Source organism: Aldersonia sp. NBC_00410 (assembly GCF_026342035.1).
GTDB lineage: Bacteria > Actinomycetota > Actinomycetes > Mycobacteriales > Mycobacteriaceae > Aldersonia.
In genome coordinates this window covers 469,730-487,418 of the sequence record NZ_JAPENM010000002.1, presented here as the reverse complement: position 1 = coordinate 487,418, position 17,689 = coordinate 469,730, and the positions used below count along the sequence as shown (strand labels likewise).

Here is a 17,689-nt window from a genome sequence, read left to right as displayed (position 1 = left end):
CGTCGAAGCCGCTCCCGCAGATATTTCGAATGCACCCCTGTCGGGCGCGGCGCTAGACTTTGAGTGATCGAATCTCCAAGCCAAGGAAGCAGGCCATAGCCAGCGCGTGAGAGCCCAGAACGAGATAGGCGAGCCCCCGAATCGAATCTCGGGTGGGCTGATCGATGATGCGGCTGCGCGCACTGTTCGGTCCACCGTCGAACTTCCCCCGGACACCGTCTTCGCGTTCCTCGGATCGGCGGATGTGAATCTTCGCGAACTCGAGCGACTCCTCGACGCCGATATCCATGTCCGCGGCAACGCCGTCACGCTGACCGGCGAGGCTGCCGACGTCGCCCTTGCCGAACGTGTCATCGAGCAACTCGCCGCCCTCGTCGGACGCGGACAACAGTTGTCGCCGGATGCGGTCCGACACACCGTGTCGATGCTCACCGAGGGGCTGTCGGAATCGCCGGCCGAGGTGCTCAGCCTCGACATCCTGTCCCGGCGCGGCAAGACGATCCGCCCGAAGACGCTGAACCAGAAGCGCTACGTGGACGCCATCGACGCACACACGATCGTCTTCGGCATCGGTCCGGCCGGCACCGGGAAGACCTACCTTGCGATGGCGAAGGCCGTGCAGGCGCTGCAGACCAAACAGGTCACCCGGATTATTCTCACCCGCCCTGCGGTCGAGGCCGGTGAGCGGCTCGGCTTCCTGCCCGGCACGCTGAACGAGAAGATCGACCCCTATCTGCGACCGCTCTACGACGCGCTGCACGACATGATGGATCCAGAGGCGATCCCAAAGTTGTTGCAGGCGGGCGTGATTGAGGTCGCGCCACTGGCATATATGCGTGGCCGGACGCTCAACGATGCTTTCATCATTCTCGACGAGGCGCAGAACACCACCGCCGAACAGATGAAGATGTTCCTCACCCGGCTCGGGTTCGGCTCGAAGATCGTCGTCACCGGTGACGTCACTCAGGTCGACCTGCCCGGTGGCGCGCGGTCCGGTTTGCGCGCCGCGAGCGACATCCTGACCGGTATCGACGACATCCACTTCTCGATATTGACCAGCACCGACGTGGTTCGGCACCGGCTGGTGTCGCACATCGTCGACGCCTACGAACGGTTCGAGTCCGAGATCAACCGGGCCGAACTCGGCAACCGCGCGCAACGCCGTGCCGGTCAGGGCCGCACGGCGCGCCGGTGACATATGCCGGCTGTCACCGCGGTGTGCTGCGGAACACCGCACGCGCACCGATAGGCTGACCGCGTGAGTATCGAGGTCTCGAACGAATCGGGCATCGACGTTTCCGAGGAAGAGCTGATCGGCGTCGCGCGATTCGTGATCGCGCGCATGGACGTTCATCCCGCTGCCGAGTTGTCGATGGTGCTCGTGGATCTCGACACCATGGCGGATCTGCACATGCGCTGGATGGACCTGCCCGGCCCGACCGACGTCATGTCCTTCCCGATGGACGAACTCGAGCCCGGCGGCCGCCCGGACAGTCCCGATCCGGGACCGTCGATGCTCGGCGACATCGTGCTGTGCCCCGAGTTCGCCGCCGGTCAGGCCGAGAAGGCCGGCCACTCCACGGCGCACGAGCTTGCGCTGCTGACTGTGCACGGGGTGTTGCACCTGCTCGGGTACGACCACGCCGAGCCGGAGGAGGAGAAGGAGATGTTCGGCCTGCAGAACCGGCTGCTCGAGGAGTGGTACGAGAGCCTGCGGCAGGCCGAGCGGGCGGCCGCGCTGGCCGAACGAGATCGGCGGCTGCTCGGCAAGGCCGGTTTCGTCGATCGCTCCGACCAAGCGTGACCAGCCCTGCACTGATCGTCCTGGCGGTTGTGCTCGTCGCTGTCGGTGGGGTGATCGCTGCCATCGACTCCGCCCTGAACACCGTGTCGCCGGCGCGCGTGGAGGATCTGGTCCGTGCCGAGCGTCCCGGCGCAGTGCGGTTGGAGCGGCTCCTCGTCGACCGCGCACGTTATGTCAATCTCGTGGTGCTGTTGCGCATCACAGCCGAGATCACCGCGACGGTCCTGCTGGCTGCGGCCCTGCTCGACATGCTGTCGGACCAATGGGCGCTGACGGTCAGCGCGGTGACCATGGTCTTGATCGACTACATCGTGATCGGGATCGGGCCGCGCACGCTGGGACGCCAGCACGCATATGCGATCGCGCTGGTCGCCGCGTGGCCCGTGTACGCCCTCGGCAGGCTGTTGGGACCGTTGACTCGCCTGCTCATCCTGATCGGCAACGCGCTCACGCCCGGTCGCGGATTCCGCAACGGCCCGTTCGCGTCCGAGATCGAGCTGCGCGAACTCGTCGACATGGCGCAGGAACGCGGTGTCGTCGCCGACGACGAACGCCGAATGATCCAGTCCGTATTCGAGCTCGGGGACACCCCGGCGCGGGCGGTGATGGTGCCGCGCACCGAAATGGTGTGGATCGAAGCGAACAAGACCGCCGAACAGGCGGCGTCGCTCGCCATGCGCAGTGGCAACTCGCGCATCCCGGTGATCGGCGAGAACGTCGACGACGTGCTCGGCGTGGTGTATCTGAAAGACCTTGTGCTGCAAAGTTACGGCTACGACAACGGGCGCGGCGTCGAGGTATCCGACGTGATGCGACCGGCGGTATTCGTGCCGGACTCCAAACCGCTCGACAGTCTGCTCGGCGAAATGCAGCGCGACCGAAACCATATGGCGCTGCTCGTCGACGAGTACGGCGGGATCGCAGGCCTGGTCACCATCGAGGACATTCTCGAGGAGATCGTCGGCGAGATAGCCGACGAGTACGACACCGATGAGACGCCGCCGGTGGAAGAACTGGGCGACGGCGAGTTTCGGGTGTCGGCGCGATTGTCGATCGAGGACGTCGCCGAACTCTTCGACACCGAGATCGAGGAGGAGGACGTCGAAACGGTCGGCGGTCTGCTCGCCCATGCACTCGGCCGTGTCCCGCTGCCCGGTGCCGAGGTGGTCAGCCACGGATTGCTGCTGCATGGCGAAGGTGGCGCGGACAGCAAGGGCAGGGTCCGAGTGCACACGGTGCGGGTGAGCCGATTCTCCGAACCGGACGCCGAGCAGGACGGTGCCGACTCCGAGTCGCGGATCTCCCGATTCGGCGATGCCGAGGAGGGCAGCACCGATAAGCGCGACAACGATAAGCGCGACAGGGACAAGCGCGACAAGGACAAGCGGGACAAGGGAAAACGCGAAAAAGAGAAGGACGACGCTCGACGTGACTGAACTCGATGCCGAAGACAACAAGCTGGTGGTGCTGGCACGCGGGGCAATGGCGCGCAGCGAATCCGACCAAGGGGCGGCCGTGCGGGACACCGACGGACGCACCTACGCCGCGGGGGTGGTCGCGTTGTCGTCGCTGCGACTGAGCGCTTTGCAGGCCGCGGTCGCCGCGGCGCTGTCGAGCGGCGCGGAAGGGTTCGAAGCGGCAGTGTTGTTCGGCGGCAGCGCCGACGACGACGGGGTCACCGCGCTGCGCGAGGTGTCCGCCGGCGCACGTGTCGTCGTGACCGGACGTGACGGAACGTTATTGGAGGTACACGATGGCTGAGCACGAAGGCGCCGAGGCGCAGTTCCATTCCGGCTTCGTCTGTTTCGTCGGACGGCCGAACACGGGCAAGTCGACGCTCACCAACGCCCTGGTTGGCAGCAAGATCGCCATCACCTCGTCGCGGCCACAGACCACGCGTCACACGATCCGCGGCATCGTCCATCGGCCGCATGCCCAGCTGATCCTCGTCGACACCCCCGGGCTGCACCGGCCGCGGACGCTGCTCGGTCAGCGGCTCAACGACCTTGTGCGCGATACCTATTCCGAGGTCGATGTGATCGCGCAATGCTTCCCGGCCGACGAACGCGTCGGGCCGGGGGACCGGTGGATTCTCGAACAGATTCGAAACGTCGCACCGAAGACCACGTTCCTCGGTGTGGTGACGAAGATCGACAAGGTCGGCAAGCAGCGGGTGGCCGAGCAACTGCTCGCAATCTCGCAGATGCTCGGTGCGAACGCCGACGTCGTGCCGGTGTCCGCAACACCGGACAAATCCGAGAATCTCGATACTCTCGTCGATGTCCTTGCCTCGAAAATGCCCGAGGGGCCGGCGTTCTACCCGGACGGCGAGCTGACCGACGAGCCCGAGGAAACGTTGATGGCCGAGCTCATTCGCGAGGCCGCACTCGAAGGTGTGCGCGACGAACTGCCGCACTCGCTCGCGGTGGTCATCGAGGAGGTGCTGCCGCGCGAGGGGCGCGACGACATGCTCGACGTGCACGCCCTGCTCTACGTGGAGCGGCAAAGCCAGAAGGCCATCGTGATCGGCAAGGGTGGTGCGCGGCTACGCGAGGTGGGTACCAACGCGCGCGCGCAGATCGAGCGTCTGCTCGGTATGCGGATCTATCTCCATCTGCACGTCAAGGTGGCCAAGGACTGGCAGCGCGATCCGAAACAGTTGGGGCGGTTGGGATTCTGATCGGTTGTCGTACGCTCAGCGATCGGGGTCGAGCAGGGCAATGGCCGAGCGCACCGCCTCGTCGGTGATGCCGCCAACGGATTCGCCCTTCTCCAGCGTGTAGGCGGTCAGTTCGCGCAGGCCGCCGAGCAGCATGATGGCGCGTTGTCGGGATAGCGGGCCGATACCGGCGGCACGGAATATGTCGCTGTCGCTGAGCGCCTGCACCATCACGACGAACGACTCCATCGCCGCCCAGTGCAGATCCCGGGCCGACGCGCCGAGCGCGGGGACGTCCCTGATCCAGCTCAGTGTCAGCGTCGGGGTCGCCGCGGTGTGATCGATCCAGGCCTGTACCGCCTGGCGAACTTGCGTGCGCCACGGTGCGTCCGGATCGACCGCGTCGCCGATCTGCTCGATCGTCGTGGCATTGGCGTCGGCGAGCAGCGCGATCAGGCAGGACTGCCGGTCGGGAAAGTACTCGTAGAACGTGCGCCGCGAGGTCCTGGCACCGCGCACGATGTCGGCGACGGTGGTGTTGGCGTAGCCCTTGTCCGCGATCGACGCGGACAAGGCGTCGAGCAGCCGTCGGCGGAACTTCGCCGCACCGTCGGTGCCGTCGTCCTCGACCGCTGCACGCGCGGTATTCGCCGGTGCCACCACCCTCCTTCCGATCGCTGGCCAGCATCCTATGCGGCGCGGTGATCGGCACCGCCGGTTTCGCCCGGCCGGGCGCCGCGCGCGCATCCTCTTGTGCCGGGTCGGTACGTGTGCGTACCGTGGTCGGTATCACATTCCTCGGGGAGGGGAGACTCGGATGGCTGTGGCGACGACCGATCCGGTGCGGCTACCGCCCGCGCTGCCGGTACCACGGTATTTACAGGCAATCCCGTTCGTGCTCGCACGCGGCAAGACGATCGCCTGGCTGCGCAATCGGTACGGCACCGAGTTCATGCTGGACGTGCCCGCGTTGGGAAAGACGATGGTCGTGAGCGACCCGGTGGTCGTCAAGGACATGTTCACCACGAACTCCGACCTGATCGGGCGAGCCGGCGCGCTGGGGCTCGTGCTCGGCCCCGGCTCCACGTTCAGTCTGGAGGGCGACGCGCACCGCGCCCGCCGCAAACTGCTGGTCCCGCCGTTCCACGGCAAGCGGATGGCCGCCTACGAGGACATCGTCGAGCAGGAGACGATCCGTGAGATCGCGTCCTGGGCCGGCGGCGTGGAGTTCGCAACCCTCGAATCGTTCATGCGGATCACGCTCAACGCGATCCTGCGGGCCGTGTTCGGCGCGGCGGGCGATGCGTTCGCCGAACTTCGGGAGTTGTTGCCGCGCTTCGTTATGCTCGGATCGCGAATGGCGGTGATGCCGCCGATCGTGCGTCGCGACTACGGCTCGTGGAGCCCGTGGGGGCGCATGCTGCGCTATCGGCGACGCTACGACGAGATCATCGCGGAGCTGATCGCGGACGCGCTCGCGGATCCGGCGTTCGAGGACCGTCAGGATGTGCTGTCGCTGATGCTGCGGGCGCGCTACGAGGATGGGTCGCGTATTTCGGACGACCATGTCGCCGATGAACTGCTCACCCTGCTCGCCGCGGGCCACGAGACCACCGCGACCACCCTCGGCTGGGCGGTGGAGCGCTTGCGCCGGCACCCGGCGTTGCTGGCGCGGCTTACCGAGGAAGTGGATGCGGGTGAGTCCGCGCTGCGGCAGGCGACAATTTACGAGGTGCAGCGCACCCGCCCGGTGATCGATGGCGCACCGCGGCGTACCAAGGAGCGGCTGCGCCTGGGGGACTGGGTTCTGCCGGCGGGATACTCGGTGTTCGTCAGCATCCAGCTCTCGCAGGCCTCGGAGCAGAACTTCCCCAACGCCGCCACTTTCGATCCGGACCGGTTCATCGGATCCAACCCGGACAACCACACCTGGATCCCGTTCGGTGGCGGCGTGCGGCGCTGCATCGGCGCGGCATTCGCGAACATGGAAATGGACGTGGTGTTGCGGACGCTGTTGCGCGAGTATGACTTCGAACCGACCGCCGAGCCCGACGAGCCGGTTCATTCGCGCGGGATCGCGAACGCCCCCGGGCGCGGCGGGCTGGCGGTGCTGCGCCGACGCGGGACGGCGGCGCAGCGCGTAGTCCGAGCCGGCGAGGTGGCGGACATCGCCGCGCACCGACGCGGTTAGTTCGGTGCCACCGATCCGAGTGGGCTGCTGTGGAGCAGTCGCAGGATCGTCGCCGAGATGTGCGCTTCTGCCGAACCTGTTGCGAGCCGTCGCAATTGCAGCCCGGTGACCGTGGCGACGATCGTCGGGGCAAGCGCCACCGCGTCGGAGATGCCGAGTGATTCCAGGATCCGCACGGTGAGCAGGTCGTAGGCGGCGAAACAGTCGGCCGCCGCGGGACGCAACTCCTCGTCGCGCCCGGCCTGGATGTACAGCTCGAACGGTGCGATCCGTTCCGCCGAGAATGCGAGATCTTTCGCGACCCGTTCGACGATGGCGGCAGCGTCGGAGACGGAGAGGTCTTCGGTTCGATAGGACTCGGCGAGTTCGGTGAGTCGCGCCGTCTCGTCCCGGACGAACCCCAGCAGCGCGTCGCGCAGCAGCGCGTTCTGTGTCGGGAAGTGGTAGGTGATCGAGCCGAGGGACACGCCCGCGGTGGCGGCGATACGTCGATTCGACACCGCCGCAACGCCATCGGTGCCGACAATGAGCAGGGTGGCGGCAAGAATGCGATCGCGGACGCTCAGTTCGTCGCCCACCATGGCTCCGGTCTCGTCTTGTCCCAGCGCAGTTCTTGTTCGAGTTGGGCGGCCACCGAGAGGAGCAGCGGTTCCGAGTTCGCGTTGCCCATCAGCTGTACGCCGACCGGCAGGCCCGCGTCGGTGAATCCGGCGGGGACGTCGACACTGGGCCAGCCGAGCACGTTCCATGGCCAGGTGTACGGGCACGCCGCGGTGATCACTTTGTCAGTGCCCCAACCACTTTGGCCGTCCAATGCCTCGACCGGGGGCGGCGGAGTAGCGGTGGTCGGCGCGAGCACCATGTCGAAGTCGCGGAAGATCGCACCGGTGTGGCGCTGTAGATACGGTTCGAGCCGCCGCGCGGCCTGCAGCGGGCCGCGATGCATCAACCTGCCGGTGCGCGCGTTCGCGCGGGTTCGCGGATCGATCACCGCTGGGTCGGGCACCTTGGCCATCCAGTCGTGTAGTCCGGCAGTGGCGCGCGGCAGGAACGACGCACCGAGCAGTGGGTGATAGGGAACCTCGGCGATCTGCACGGTGTGGCCGAGCGAGCCCAGCGTGGCCGCGATGCGCTCGACACCGGCGCGGACCTCCGGATCCAGTCGAGTCGGGGTGGGAATGAACGGAATTCGCACCGACAATGCGATCCGCAGCCGGCCGGGATCGCGGCCGACGGCGTCGAACGCGTCGATCGGTTCGGGCCGGTGCCGATCACCGTCATGGCTGCCCGCGGCGACATCGAGCAGCCAGGCGGCGTCCGCGACGGTCCGGGCCAGCGTGCCGTTGACGGTGATGCCGTAGAAGGCCTCGGCCACGGGCCAAGTGGAGATGCGCCCGCGCTGCGGCTTGATCCCGACCAGGTTCGTCCACGCGGCGGGGATACGTATCGACCCGGCACCGTCGGAGCCGAGCGCCGCCGGCACCAGGCCCGCGGCGACCGCCGCAGCGCTGCCGCCCGACGATCCGCCCGGGGTGCGCTCCCCGTTCCAGGGGTTGCGGGTGTAGCCGAATGCGCGGCCGTCGGTGAACGGCCACTGGCCGAGTTCGCAGGAGTTGGTTTTGCCGACGATCACCGCACCGGCCTCGCGCAGGCGGCGGACCACCTCGCCGTCGGTGTCGATGGCGGGGAACTCACCGGCGCAACCGAAAGCAGTCGGCGTGCCCGCCACGTCGGTGTCGTCCTTGACCGCGATCGGGACGCCGAGCAGCGGCGGGCGGTCCCCGGTGGCGGGCCCGGCAAGGCGGCGATCGGCGTCGGCGGCCTCGGCGAGAGCGTCGTCGCGGCGGACGACCCGGAAGGCATTGAGTGTGGCCTGGCTCGCGTCGATGCGGTCGAGCGCATCCGACACCGCCCCGGCCGAGGTGAGGGTGCCGTTGCGCAGCGCGGCGGCGAACTCGCGCAGGCCGAGATCTTGCGGGGACGTCTCGGTCATCACTCTCCTGTTCGTTCGAACGAACGGTACCGCGGGCGGTGCGCGCCTGGCCGGGATTGTCGGCACCGCGTGGGAAACTCGACCCACGCTGTTCGACTGAACGGAACCGTTCAGTCGATCAGATCGACTGAACGGTTCCGTTCAGTCGACTGAGGGCGGGTGTGTCGTGGCGGGAGGAGGTGGACGATGCGGTTGTACCGGGACAACGCGGTGGTGCTGCGCCAGCACAAGCTCGGCGAGGCCGATCGGATCGTCACCCTGCTCACCCGGCAGCACGGGCTCGTCCGCGCGGTGGCCAAGGGGGTGCGGCGCACCCGGTCCAAGTTCGGCGCGCGGCTCGAGCCGTTCGCGCATATCGATGTGCAGCTGTACCCGGGCCGCAATCTCGACATCGTCACCCAGGTGCACACCCTCGATGCCTTCGCCGGGGACATCGTGACCGACTACGGCCGCTACACCACGGCCTGCGCGGTGCTCGAGACCGCGGAGCGACTCGCCGGCGAGGAGCACGCGCCCGCGTTGCGGCTGCACCAGCTCACGGTGGGTGCGCTGCGGGCCGTCGGGGAACAAGTCCGTCCGTGCGAGCTGATCCTCGACGCATTCCTGTTGCGGGCCATGGGTTATGCGGGGTGGGCGCCGGCGCTCACCGAATGCGCCCGCTGCGGCGAACCCGGTCCGCACCGAGCGTTCCATGTGGCCGCCGGAGGATCGGTGTGCCTGCACTGCCGTCCGCCGGGTGCGGCCACTCCTTCGTCGGGAGTGCTGGACCTGATGGATGCGCTCCTGCGCGGCGACTGGGCCTTCACCGAGACCACCTCGGACGCTTTGCGCAGGCAGGCGAGCGGCTTGGTGGCGGCGCATCTGCAGTGGCATCTCGAACGGCAGTTGCGCACGCTGCCGCTGATCGAGCGTGTGCCCAGTTCGGGGTAGGTATTGCCCAGCCGCGTGCTGGCGGCACTGCTTCGACCCGCTCTATTCCGTAAAAAGATCACGGAGCAGTAACGGTGTGGTCAATCCCGCCATACCGGACACCCTCCCGGCAGTACAAATGAATCGGCGCATTGGGTAACGGGCCATCTTGGATGACCAATGACTGAGGGCCGCTTCCAGCGCCGAGAGCCTGACCGTGTTCACGCGAACCGCAGGCCTGAGACATCGGTTGATGCAGCGGCATCGAGGCCAGTTACATCAGCGATACATGTTGTACTGCTTGATTATTCGCTTGGGCGTGGAATCGGAGCGCAGCGAAGTCCGCCAAGCACAGCAAGAGGGGTTATCGATGGTCCATCATGGTTTTCGGTCGAGCGTCGCGGTTCTCGCGACGGTATCGGCAGCAGTCCTCGCGTTCAGCATCCCCGCGCTGGCGCAGTCCGACAACAGCAGCGCAGATCTTTCCGCAGGCGGTTCGAGCGAGTGCAACTTTTTGAACGGTTTGAACGGCTCGTCGAACGGTTCGAACGGTTCGAACGGCTCGATCGATTCGAACGGTTTGTTTGGTTGCGGGAGGGTTTGCGACGACGGTATTACGAACCTCGCTTACAACGCGCTGCCCTTCGGCGCAGTCAACTGCGCCTTCGCCAGCTATGGCTTCGAGGCGCAACGGATCAACGAGATGGGCGACGCGGTAGGGCTCGCGGGCACCGCGAAAAAACTCGTGTCGATGGACGTCTTGTTCGCGAGCTGGGCATGTGAGACGAACCCTGACTGGCAAAACGGGTGCGTGACGACCCTGGGGACCACATTCGACGTACCGATCACGGCGAAGATCTACGCGGAGAACGACCTGACCAAGGTTCTGGCTGAAGTGATCCAGACCAAATCTATCCCGTATCGGCCTTCGGCGGACGACACGAAGTGCACGGGCACCAATGCGGGCAAGTTCTTCAATCCCGACGGCCCGCCGGGGTTGACCGGCTCGCTGCCGGACGGTGGCAGATGCCAAAACTACCTCGGCACGATGCTCACGTTCACTTTCCCCGCCGGGATCACACTTCCCGATCGGGTCGTCTGGACGGTCGCATTCAACACCACGCATTCCGGCTACGCCCCGATCGGCGAAAGCCCAGCCTGCTACACAGCCCCCCAACATTGCGGGTACGACTCGCTCAATGTCGGAGCAATGGACTTCCCCAACGCGCCCTACGCCGGAACCGACCTCGCGCCGGACCAAACGGCCTACTTCGCTATCGGGGCGGATCCGCTCAAAGTAGATGACACCGGAACGTTCCGCCCGCTGGGCGCGATCACGACCACCAGGTAGGGAACACTCGCGAACGGTGTTCCGGCGGTTCATGAGTGGGCTTCCGCTGCCGGATCGGTCACGGAAGGTGATCGCAACCGCGTTCAAGACGAGATTGCATCGCATCGCCCAGTTGCGTACGTTGCCGCTGATCGAGCGTGTGCCGGCCCGGGGTAGGTATCGCCCGCTAGCATCCAACGATGACCACGGTCGACGCTATTGAGCCGGTGCCCTTTGTCGATGGGATCGTTTACGGCGAAGGGCCCCGATGGCACAACGACCGCCTCTGGTTCAGCGACGGACCGGCAGGCCGGGTGTGCTCGGTGGGTGAAACGGGTGACCTCATCGTGGAGGCCGAGATCGAGCACGCCTCCGGGCTGGGCTGGCTGCCCGACGGAACGCTGGTGGTGTCCGCCCTCTTCGCGCCGACTATCCACCATGTCGACGCGCAAGGGCAGGTGGCCGCGACCTACGACCTCGGCGACCTCGCCTGGTCGACCAACGACCTGTTCGTCGCCCCTGACGGTCGTGGCTACGTCGACCTCTATCAGGTGAGCGCGACGGGGATGGCAGGCGCGATCGGCCTCGTCGACCCAGCCGGAACCGCGCGGATCGTGGCAACCGGCCTCGCCGTCCCGAACGGCCTCGCTCTCCTTCCCGACGGGTCGACCCTCGTGGTCAGCGAGACGAATGGGTCGCGGATTCTCGCGTTTTCGATCGAAGCCGACGGAAGCCTTGGCGCCCCAAGCGTGTTCGCCGACCTCGGCGAACATCGCCATCCCGACGGCCTTTGCGTCGACGTCGAGGGCGGGGTGTGGGTCGGCTGTTACGACACCGGCGAGTTCCTCAGGGTTGTCGCGGGCGGCATCGTCACGCACCGCGTCGCGATCGACCACGGCTGGGCTGTCGCACCCGCCCTCGGCGGACCCGACGGGCGCACGCTGTACATGGTGGTCGACGAAACCACCCACGAGGGACTCATGAAGGGCGAGTCCAAGGGGTGGATTATGCAAGCGCGGGTCGAGGTGCCGGGCGCGGGATCGCCCTGAGAGGGGCGATCGGACCGGATCCGCCGATGCACAAGGTAGCAGCGGCTCTGGTTGTTGTGAGATTCTGCTGGGGTGTCCGCTGATGCAGCGGCTGCTCCTGCGGGGGCGGTGACGTTTCTCTTCACCGACGTCGAGGGGTCGACGCGTCGGTGGGAGACCGACGCCGATGGCATGCGGGTCGCTCTCGCCGCGCACGACAAGGTGCTGCGCGCGGCGATCGAGAAGCACGGGGGCCGGCAGTTCAAGCACACGGGCGATGGTGTGTGCGCGGCATTCTCCTCACCGAAGTCCGCCGTCGATGCCGCAGTCGCGGCGCAACGGGCGCTGGAGTTGCCGGTGCGGATGGGCATGGCGACCGGTGAGGCCGAATTGCGGGACGGGGACTATTTCGGAGCGGTGCTCAACCGGTCTGCGCGGGTGATGGCCGCCGGGCACGGCGGGCAGATTCTGGCGGCCGACTCGACAGCGGCTCTGCTGAGCGGGGTTGATCTGCTCGATCTGGGACCGCGACGGTTGCGTGACGTGTCCGCGCCGGTGGAAGTGTTCCAGGTCCGAGCGCCCGGACTGCGGACGGAATTTCCCGCATTGCGCGGAGTCGACGCGAATCCCGGAAACCTGCGACCGGCAATTACGAATCTGATCGGCCGCGATTCCGAGGTCTCCGATCTGCGAGCGGCGCTGCGTTCGCATCGGTTGGTGACGTTGGCGGGCGTCGGTGGAGTTGGCAAGACCCGGCTTGCGCTCGAGGTCGCGACGCAGGTAGCCGACGAATTTGTCGACGGGGTATGGGTTTTCGAGTTGGCCACGGTCGCCGATCCTGTTGTGGTACCGGATGCGGTGGCGGCGGTATTGGGAATCACCCAGCAGCCGGGCAGGAGCGTCGGTGAGTCGGTCGCGTCGGCTTTGGCGGGCCGGTCGCGGCTGTTGGTGTTCGACAACTGTGAGCACGTCATCGACAGCGTCGCGGATCTGGTCGCGGCGATTCTTGCGGCTTCGGCCACCGTGCAGGTGCTGGCCACCAGTCGTGAGGGAATCGGTGTCGCCGACGAGCTTCTGTGGCGGGTGCCGTCACTGGACGTTGTCGCGGCAGTGAAACTGTTTGTCGAACGCGCTCAGCGAGTTTCGGGCACGCCGGCCGACGAGGCGACCGTGGCGGATATTTGTCGTCGCCTCGACGGGATCCCGCTGGCGATCGAGTTGGCGGCCTCGCGGATGGCGTCGATGACGGCGGTCGAGGTGCGTGACCGTCTTGACGACCGATTCAAACTGCTGGTGGGATCGCGACGCGGATTGGCCCGTCACCAGACACTGCGTCACGCGGTGGCATGGTCGTACGACTTACTCGACGACGATGAAAAGTTCTTGTTGACACGGTGTTCGGTGTTCGCCGGTGGATTCGACCTGCAAAGTGCTTGCGCCGTTGTGGGACCCGAAGGCGTTGATGACTACGCCATCCTCGAGCTGCTGGACGCGCTGGTGCGCAAGTCACTGCTCGTCGCCGACCGGCCGACCGGGCGGACTCGGTTTTCGATGCTCGAGACGATCCGCCAGTTCGCCGAGGAGCAACTCGTCGCCGGCGGCGAAGCGATCGACGTTCGTACCGCCCACGCCCGTCACTTCGCCGGTCGCGAAACCGAGATCTTGGCGCTGTGGGACGGTCCGAAGCAGCGCGCGGCCTACACGTGGTTCGCCACGGAGTTCGCAAATCTCCGTGCCGCGTTCCGGTGGGCCGCCGACCACGGGGACCTCGACGTCGGCGCCGCAATCGCCACGTGCGCGGGATTCCTTGGCCTTCTGGTTGAGAAGTACGAGCCGCTCGCCTGGGCCGAAGAACTCATCGAACCAGCCCGGGCACTCGACCACCCCCGGCTCGGAGGCCTGTACGTGATCGCGTCGCAATGCTGGATGGCCGGACGGGTCGATGACGCTGTCCGCCTGTGCGATGAAGGCCGGGACGTCGTCGACGGCAGCCACACCGCGCTGCCGCAGGGCCTGGAAGGCATCTTCGGAAATGTGTACCTCGTGGTCGGCCAACCGGAGCGCACGGTCGAGTTGTGCCGCGCTCTTCTTGCTTCCGATCGCGACACCAGCGCAGTCGCCGAGGCCGGCTTCAGCCTGGCATCGATGCTGGCCGGCCACCCCGACGAAGCGTTGGCCGCGGCAGACGGGTTGGTCGATGCCGCCGAGTCCAGCCATAACCCGTTCGTGCTGTCATTCGTGCTTTTCACTTGCGGGCTCATCTACCGCGAGGCTGATCCCCTTCGTGCACTGGACGCCTTGCGCCGGGGTATGACGATTGCTCGAGACAGCGGTAATAGTTTCAACGAGACCCACCTGGCGTCCAACCTGGCCCGGCACGAAGCCGAACACGGTGATCCACCTGCCGCGCTTGGTCATGTCTCGCTGGCCATCCGCAACTACCACAACTCGGGCAGCACCACGATGGTCCGCATCGCGCTGGGGGTCCTTGCCACCACCCTGGATCGGCTCGGACGCCACGAGGCGGCGGCAACCATAGGCGCCTTTGCGCAAAGTCCGTTCACCGCACTGTCCCTGCCCGAGATCAACACCGCGAACGCCCATCTCCGCGAGGTCCTCGGTGGCCGGACCTACGAAGCACTCGCTCACCAGGGTGAAACGATGACTACAGCGGCCATGGTCACCTATGCACTCGACCAAATCGACCAAGCAAGCGCAGCACTGAGCACCGCCCCATAGACACCCCCGCGACAGTCGCCGACCGGTGCCCTACAGGCCGGCCCTCGTCACGCCGCTACCCGCGCGTCGTTCGCGGTGAGGCAGGATGGAGGTCGTGATTCGACGCCGCGAGCAGCAGACTCTGCCTGACCGCTCCCGCCCGATCCGGCCGCCGAGCCCGCACCCCTCGGGGGCCACCCCGCCTGCGCTGCCCGCCGAATTCGTGCCCCAGCACGTCGCGCTGGTGATGGACGGCAACGGGCGGTGGGCCCAGGACCGTGGCCTGCCGCGGACCGCGGGGCACGAGCGCGGCGAGGCCGTGCTGATGGACACCGTGGAGGGCTGCATCGAGATCGGCGTGAAGTGGCTGTCGGCTTATGCGTTCTCCACCGAGAACTGGCGGCGTAGCCCCGAAGAAGTGCGCTTCCTGATGGGCTTCAACCGCGACGTGATCCGGCGCCGCCGCGACGAGATGCACGAGATGGGCGTCCGGGTTCGCTGGGCCGGCCGCCGGCCGCGGTTGTGGCGCAGCGTCATCAAGGAGCTCGAGGTCGCCGAGGAACTGACGCAACACAACGCCACGATGACGCTGACGATGTGCGTCAACTACGGTGGGCGCGCCGAGATCGCCGATGCCGCAAGGGAGATCGCCCGCCGTGCGGCAGCAGGGGAGATCGATCCGGAGCGTGTCACCGAAGCGACCGTCGGACGCTACCTCGACGAGCCGGACATGCCCGACGTCGATCTGTTCCTGCGGCCGTCGGGGGAATTGCGCACCTCGAACTTCCTGCTCTGGCAGTCCGCGTACGCGGAATTCGTGTTCCAGGACAAGCTGTTTCCCGATTTCGACCGCCGCGACCTGTGGGCCGCCTGCCTGGAGTACGCCAGGCGGGACCGCCGGTTCGGCGGCGTGAAGGAGTGAGCCACACCGTATGAGTGCCATCCCGACCAGCGCGGACGAATTGCAGACCAGAGCCGCCACGGCGCTGGCCCGGTTCGTCGACATCCGGCACAACGACGACGGGTCGCTCGGCTTCGAGTACGGCGGTGCGCTGTGTTCGCTTCGGGCCGTGTCGCTTTCACCGGGGCTCGACGTGCTGTCGCTGACCGGCGTGTTGGCGTGGGACCGGCCGCGTCGCCCGGAACTGACGGAGCGGGTGGCCGAGCGCAACGGCGCGCTGCAGTTTGGCACCATTACCGTGATCGAACACGAGGAACTCGCGGACGTGGTCCTGCGCTATACCTTTCCCGCTCGGGGGCTCGATGACGATGCGCTTGCGACGATGCTGCTGCTCGTGCTCGCCGGCGCCGAAGACGGCAGGCAGGGTTTGCTGCCTTGACCCGCGTGCGGAGTTTCAGCCGTGCGGGGTGAGTGCGCCGGATCGAAACAGCGTCGCGACGCCCACGGCGATTGCCTCCGGATCGAGGTCGTCGAGGATGAGGTGCTGCAGCAGCACCCCCGGCAGTAGGCCGAAGAGTGCGCTGGCGATCGCATCGAGGTCGGCATCGTCGGGCAACCATCCGGCAGCCTGCATCTGCTGGGCGTATTCGCGCCACATGTCCCGAATCCCGCGAATGGCATTGCCGACGAATGCGCCGGCGGTGGGATCGACCAGCGCCAGTGTCCAGGCCTGCGGGGCGAGGCGCAGTCGGCTTTCTGGGCCGTGCTGGGATTTGATCCACTGGGCCAGCGTCGCGATCAACTCGGCCGGGGTCGGCAGGGGATCGCGGCGGATCGCCTCGGCCATCACCGCCCTGATATCGGCGGACGCCGTCGAGGCGAGGGCAGCGATCAGGTCGTCCTTGCTCTTGAAGTAGCGGTACACCGCGCCCGCCGAGAGGTCCGCTTCGGCGAACACATCCTGCATCGACGTGTTGTAGAAACCCTTGCGCGCGAAGCACCGGGTCGCGGCGTCGAGAATCTGCTGGCGGCGCCGTTCCAGGTGTTCTTCGCTGACTCGAGGCATTCCTCAAACTAAAACGAACATCCGTTCTTGACAAGTGACGGAGCCGATGCGACGGTGGAGTGAATATAAGAGAACGAGCATTCGTTTTAGAGGAGAGCCGCCATGACTGTCACCACTCGCGCCGTGGCCATCGGGCTCGGTGCGGCGCTGCTGCAAGCGCTGATGCTCATTGCCTTCGCCTGGCCCGCCGCCAACATCGCGCCGCGCGACCTGCCGCTGGTGGTCACGGGTCCGCAGGCGGCGATCGTGGCCGAACAACTGAACGCGCATAGTCCGGGCGCGTTCGAGATCGACACCGTCGCCGATGCGAACGCGGCCCGCGCTGCCCTCGCGGATCGCGATGCCTACGGTGTGATCGTCACCGGCGGCGGCGCACCACAGGTCCTCGTCGCCTCCGCCGCATCGCCGGCGGTGGCTCAGCAGCTCGGCCAGATCGCCGCACAGCTGTCCGGCACGCCGAGTGCAGCGGTCGAGGATGTGGTCGCCGCCGATGTCGACGATCCCCGTGGTACCGGCTTCGGTGCGATGGTGCTGCCACTGGTGATGGCGGGAATCGCGGCGGGTGCGGTGCTCACGCTGCTGATCCCGAGCGCCGCGGCGCGTGCCACCGGCACGGTCGTGTTCGCCGTTGCCGCGGGTCTGCTGAGCATGGTGATCGTGCAGGGCTGGCTGTCGCTGCTGCCCGGCACCTACCTCGAGCTGGCTGCGGTCGCCGGATTGGCGTGCTTTGCGGTCACGGGCTTCGTGACCGGGCTCGCGACGGTCGTCGGTCGTGCCGGAATCGGCATCGCAGCATTGACCATGCTGCTGCTCGGAAATCCGTTCTCCGCCGCGACGTCGGCACCGGAACTGCTGCCGCAGCCGTGGGGCGCGATCGGCCAACTGTTGCCACCGGGTGCCGCGGCGTCACTGTTCCGGTCGGTGGCCTTCTTCGACGGTGCCGGCGCGGTCGGCCCGCTGGTGGTCTTGCTGGTCTGGTCCGCCGTTGTGGTGGCGCTGTTCGGGATCGGCATCGTCAGGCAACGCCGCGTCGTCGACGCGCCGCCGGCCACCGCGCCGGCTGTCGCGATGGCGGACTGATTCCTAGGCG

General features: G+C 67.0%; 17 protein-coding genes. 13 read left to right on the top strand and 4 right to left on the bottom strand.

Annotated elements, in window-relative coordinates; all coding sequences use genetic code 11:
* The first annotated feature begins 124 nt into the window (after positions 1-124).
* The 5 genes from OG921_RS06010 to era all read left to right on the top strand — a co-directional run bounded on the left by OG921_RS06010 (position 125) and on the right by era (position 4,484).
* Positions 125-1,195 (top strand): PhoH family protein, encoded by a 1,071-nt coding sequence (locus OG921_RS06010; RefSeq protein WP_266111638.1) that lies wholly within the window; start codon positions 125-127, stop codon positions 1,193-1,195.
* Between the two features lie 63 nt (positions 1,196-1,258).
* Positions 1,259-1,804 carry an rRNA maturation RNase YbeY gene (gene ybeY, locus OG921_RS06005; protein ID WP_266111440.1) on the top strand — a complete coding sequence of 182 codons (546 nt, stop codon included), beginning with the start codon at positions 1,259-1,261 and terminating at the stop codon, positions 1,802-1,804.
* Positions 1,801-3,240, top strand: coding sequence for a hemolysin family protein (locus tag OG921_RS06000; RefSeq protein WP_266111439.1), 1,440 nt, complete (start codon positions 1,801-1,803; stop codon positions 3,238-3,240). The genes ybeY and OG921_RS06000 overlap by 4 nt, the downstream gene beginning before the upstream one ends.
* On the top strand, positions 3,233-3,565 hold the full coding sequence (locus OG921_RS05995) for a cytidine deaminase (protein WP_266111438.1): 333 nt from the start codon (positions 3,233-3,235) through the stop codon (positions 3,563-3,565). Before OG921_RS06000 ends, OG921_RS05995 begins: the two co-directional genes overlap by 8 nt.
* Positions 3,558-4,484 carry a GTPase Era gene (gene era, locus OG921_RS05990; RefSeq protein ID WP_266111437.1) on the top strand — a complete coding sequence of 309 codons (927 nt, stop codon included), beginning with the start codon at positions 3,558-3,560 and terminating at the stop codon, positions 4,482-4,484. The genes OG921_RS05995 and era overlap by 8 nt, the downstream gene beginning before the upstream one ends.
* A gap of 15 nt (positions 4,485-4,499) precedes the next feature.
* Here the strand turns inward: era and OG921_RS05985 are convergent, their stop codons facing one another.
* A complete protein-coding gene (locus tag OG921_RS05985; RefSeq protein ID WP_266111436.1) occupies positions 4,500-5,126 on the bottom strand; it encodes a TetR/AcrR family transcriptional regulator in 627 nt (208 codons plus the stop codon).
* A 154-nt stretch (positions 5,127-5,280) separates the two neighbouring features.
* Between OG921_RS05985 and OG921_RS05980 the strand changes: the two genes are divergently transcribed.
* Positions 5,281-6,654, top strand: a complete 1,374-nt coding sequence (locus tag OG921_RS05980) for a cytochrome P450 (RefSeq protein WP_266111435.1) — start codon at positions 5,281-5,283, stop codon at positions 6,652-6,654.
* Here OG921_RS05980 and OG921_RS05975 read toward each other — a convergent pair.
* Complete coding sequence (locus tag OG921_RS05975; protein ID WP_266111434.1) at positions 6,651-7,235, bottom strand: TetR/AcrR family transcriptional regulator; 585 nt, start codon at positions 7,233-7,235, stop codon at positions 6,651-6,653. The genes OG921_RS05980 and OG921_RS05975 overlap by 4 nt on opposite strands.
* Entirely contained in the window at positions 7,217-8,647 is a 1,431-nt protein-coding gene (locus OG921_RS05970; protein ID WP_266111433.1) for an amidase, read from the bottom strand. The genes OG921_RS05975 and OG921_RS05970 overlap by 19 nt, the downstream gene beginning before the upstream one ends.
* A gap of 186 nt (positions 8,648-8,833) precedes the next feature.
* Between OG921_RS05970 and recO the strand changes: the two genes are divergently transcribed.
* The 6 genes from recO to OG921_RS05940 all read left to right on the top strand — a co-directional run bounded on the left by recO (position 8,834) and on the right by OG921_RS05940 (position 15,972).
* The gene (gene recO, locus OG921_RS05965) at positions 8,834-9,577 is read left to right on the top strand and encodes a DNA repair protein RecO (protein WP_266111432.1); all 744 of its coding nucleotides are present in this window, start codon (positions 8,834-8,836) and stop codon (positions 9,575-9,577) included.
* Between the two features lie 298 nt (positions 9,578-9,875).
* Positions 9,876-10,907 (top strand): hypothetical protein, encoded by a 1,032-nt coding sequence (locus OG921_RS05960; RefSeq protein WP_266111431.1) that lies wholly within the window; start codon positions 9,876-9,878, stop codon positions 10,905-10,907.
* Positions 10,908-11,086: 179 nt separating this feature from the next.
* Positions 11,087-11,935, top strand: coding sequence for an SMP-30/gluconolactonase/LRE family protein (locus tag OG921_RS05955; RefSeq protein WP_266111430.1), 849 nt, complete (start codon positions 11,087-11,089; stop codon positions 11,933-11,935).
* A gap of 72 nt (positions 11,936-12,007) precedes the next feature.
* Complete coding sequence (locus tag OG921_RS05950; protein ID WP_266111429.1) at positions 12,008-14,653, top strand: adenylate/guanylate cyclase domain-containing protein; 2,646 nt, start codon at positions 12,008-12,010, stop codon at positions 14,651-14,653.
* 85 nt (positions 14,654-14,738) lie between these two features.
* On the top strand, positions 14,739-15,554 hold the full coding sequence (locus tag OG921_RS05945; protein WP_266111428.1) for an isoprenyl transferase: 816 nt from the start codon (positions 14,739-14,741) through the stop codon (positions 15,552-15,554).
* A gap of 10 nt (positions 15,555-15,564) precedes the next feature.
* Positions 15,565-15,972, top strand: a complete 408-nt coding sequence (locus tag OG921_RS05940) for a YbjN domain-containing protein (RefSeq protein WP_266111427.1) — start codon at positions 15,565-15,567, stop codon at positions 15,970-15,972.
* Positions 15,973-15,987: 15 nt separating this feature from the next.
* On the opposite strand, the gene OG921_RS05935 is transcribed toward OG921_RS05940, so the two are convergent.
* Entirely contained in the window at positions 15,988-16,599 is a 612-nt protein-coding gene (locus tag OG921_RS05935) for a TetR/AcrR family transcriptional regulator (RefSeq protein ID WP_266111426.1), read from the bottom strand.
* Positions 16,600-16,701: 102 nt separating this feature from the next.
* On the opposite strand from OG921_RS05935, the gene OG921_RS05930 reads away from it, so the two are divergent.
* Positions 16,702-17,679, top strand: a complete 978-nt coding sequence (locus OG921_RS05930) for a hypothetical protein (RefSeq protein WP_266111425.1) — start codon at positions 16,702-16,704, stop codon at positions 17,677-17,679.
* Positions 17,680-17,689 lie beyond the last annotated feature (10 nt).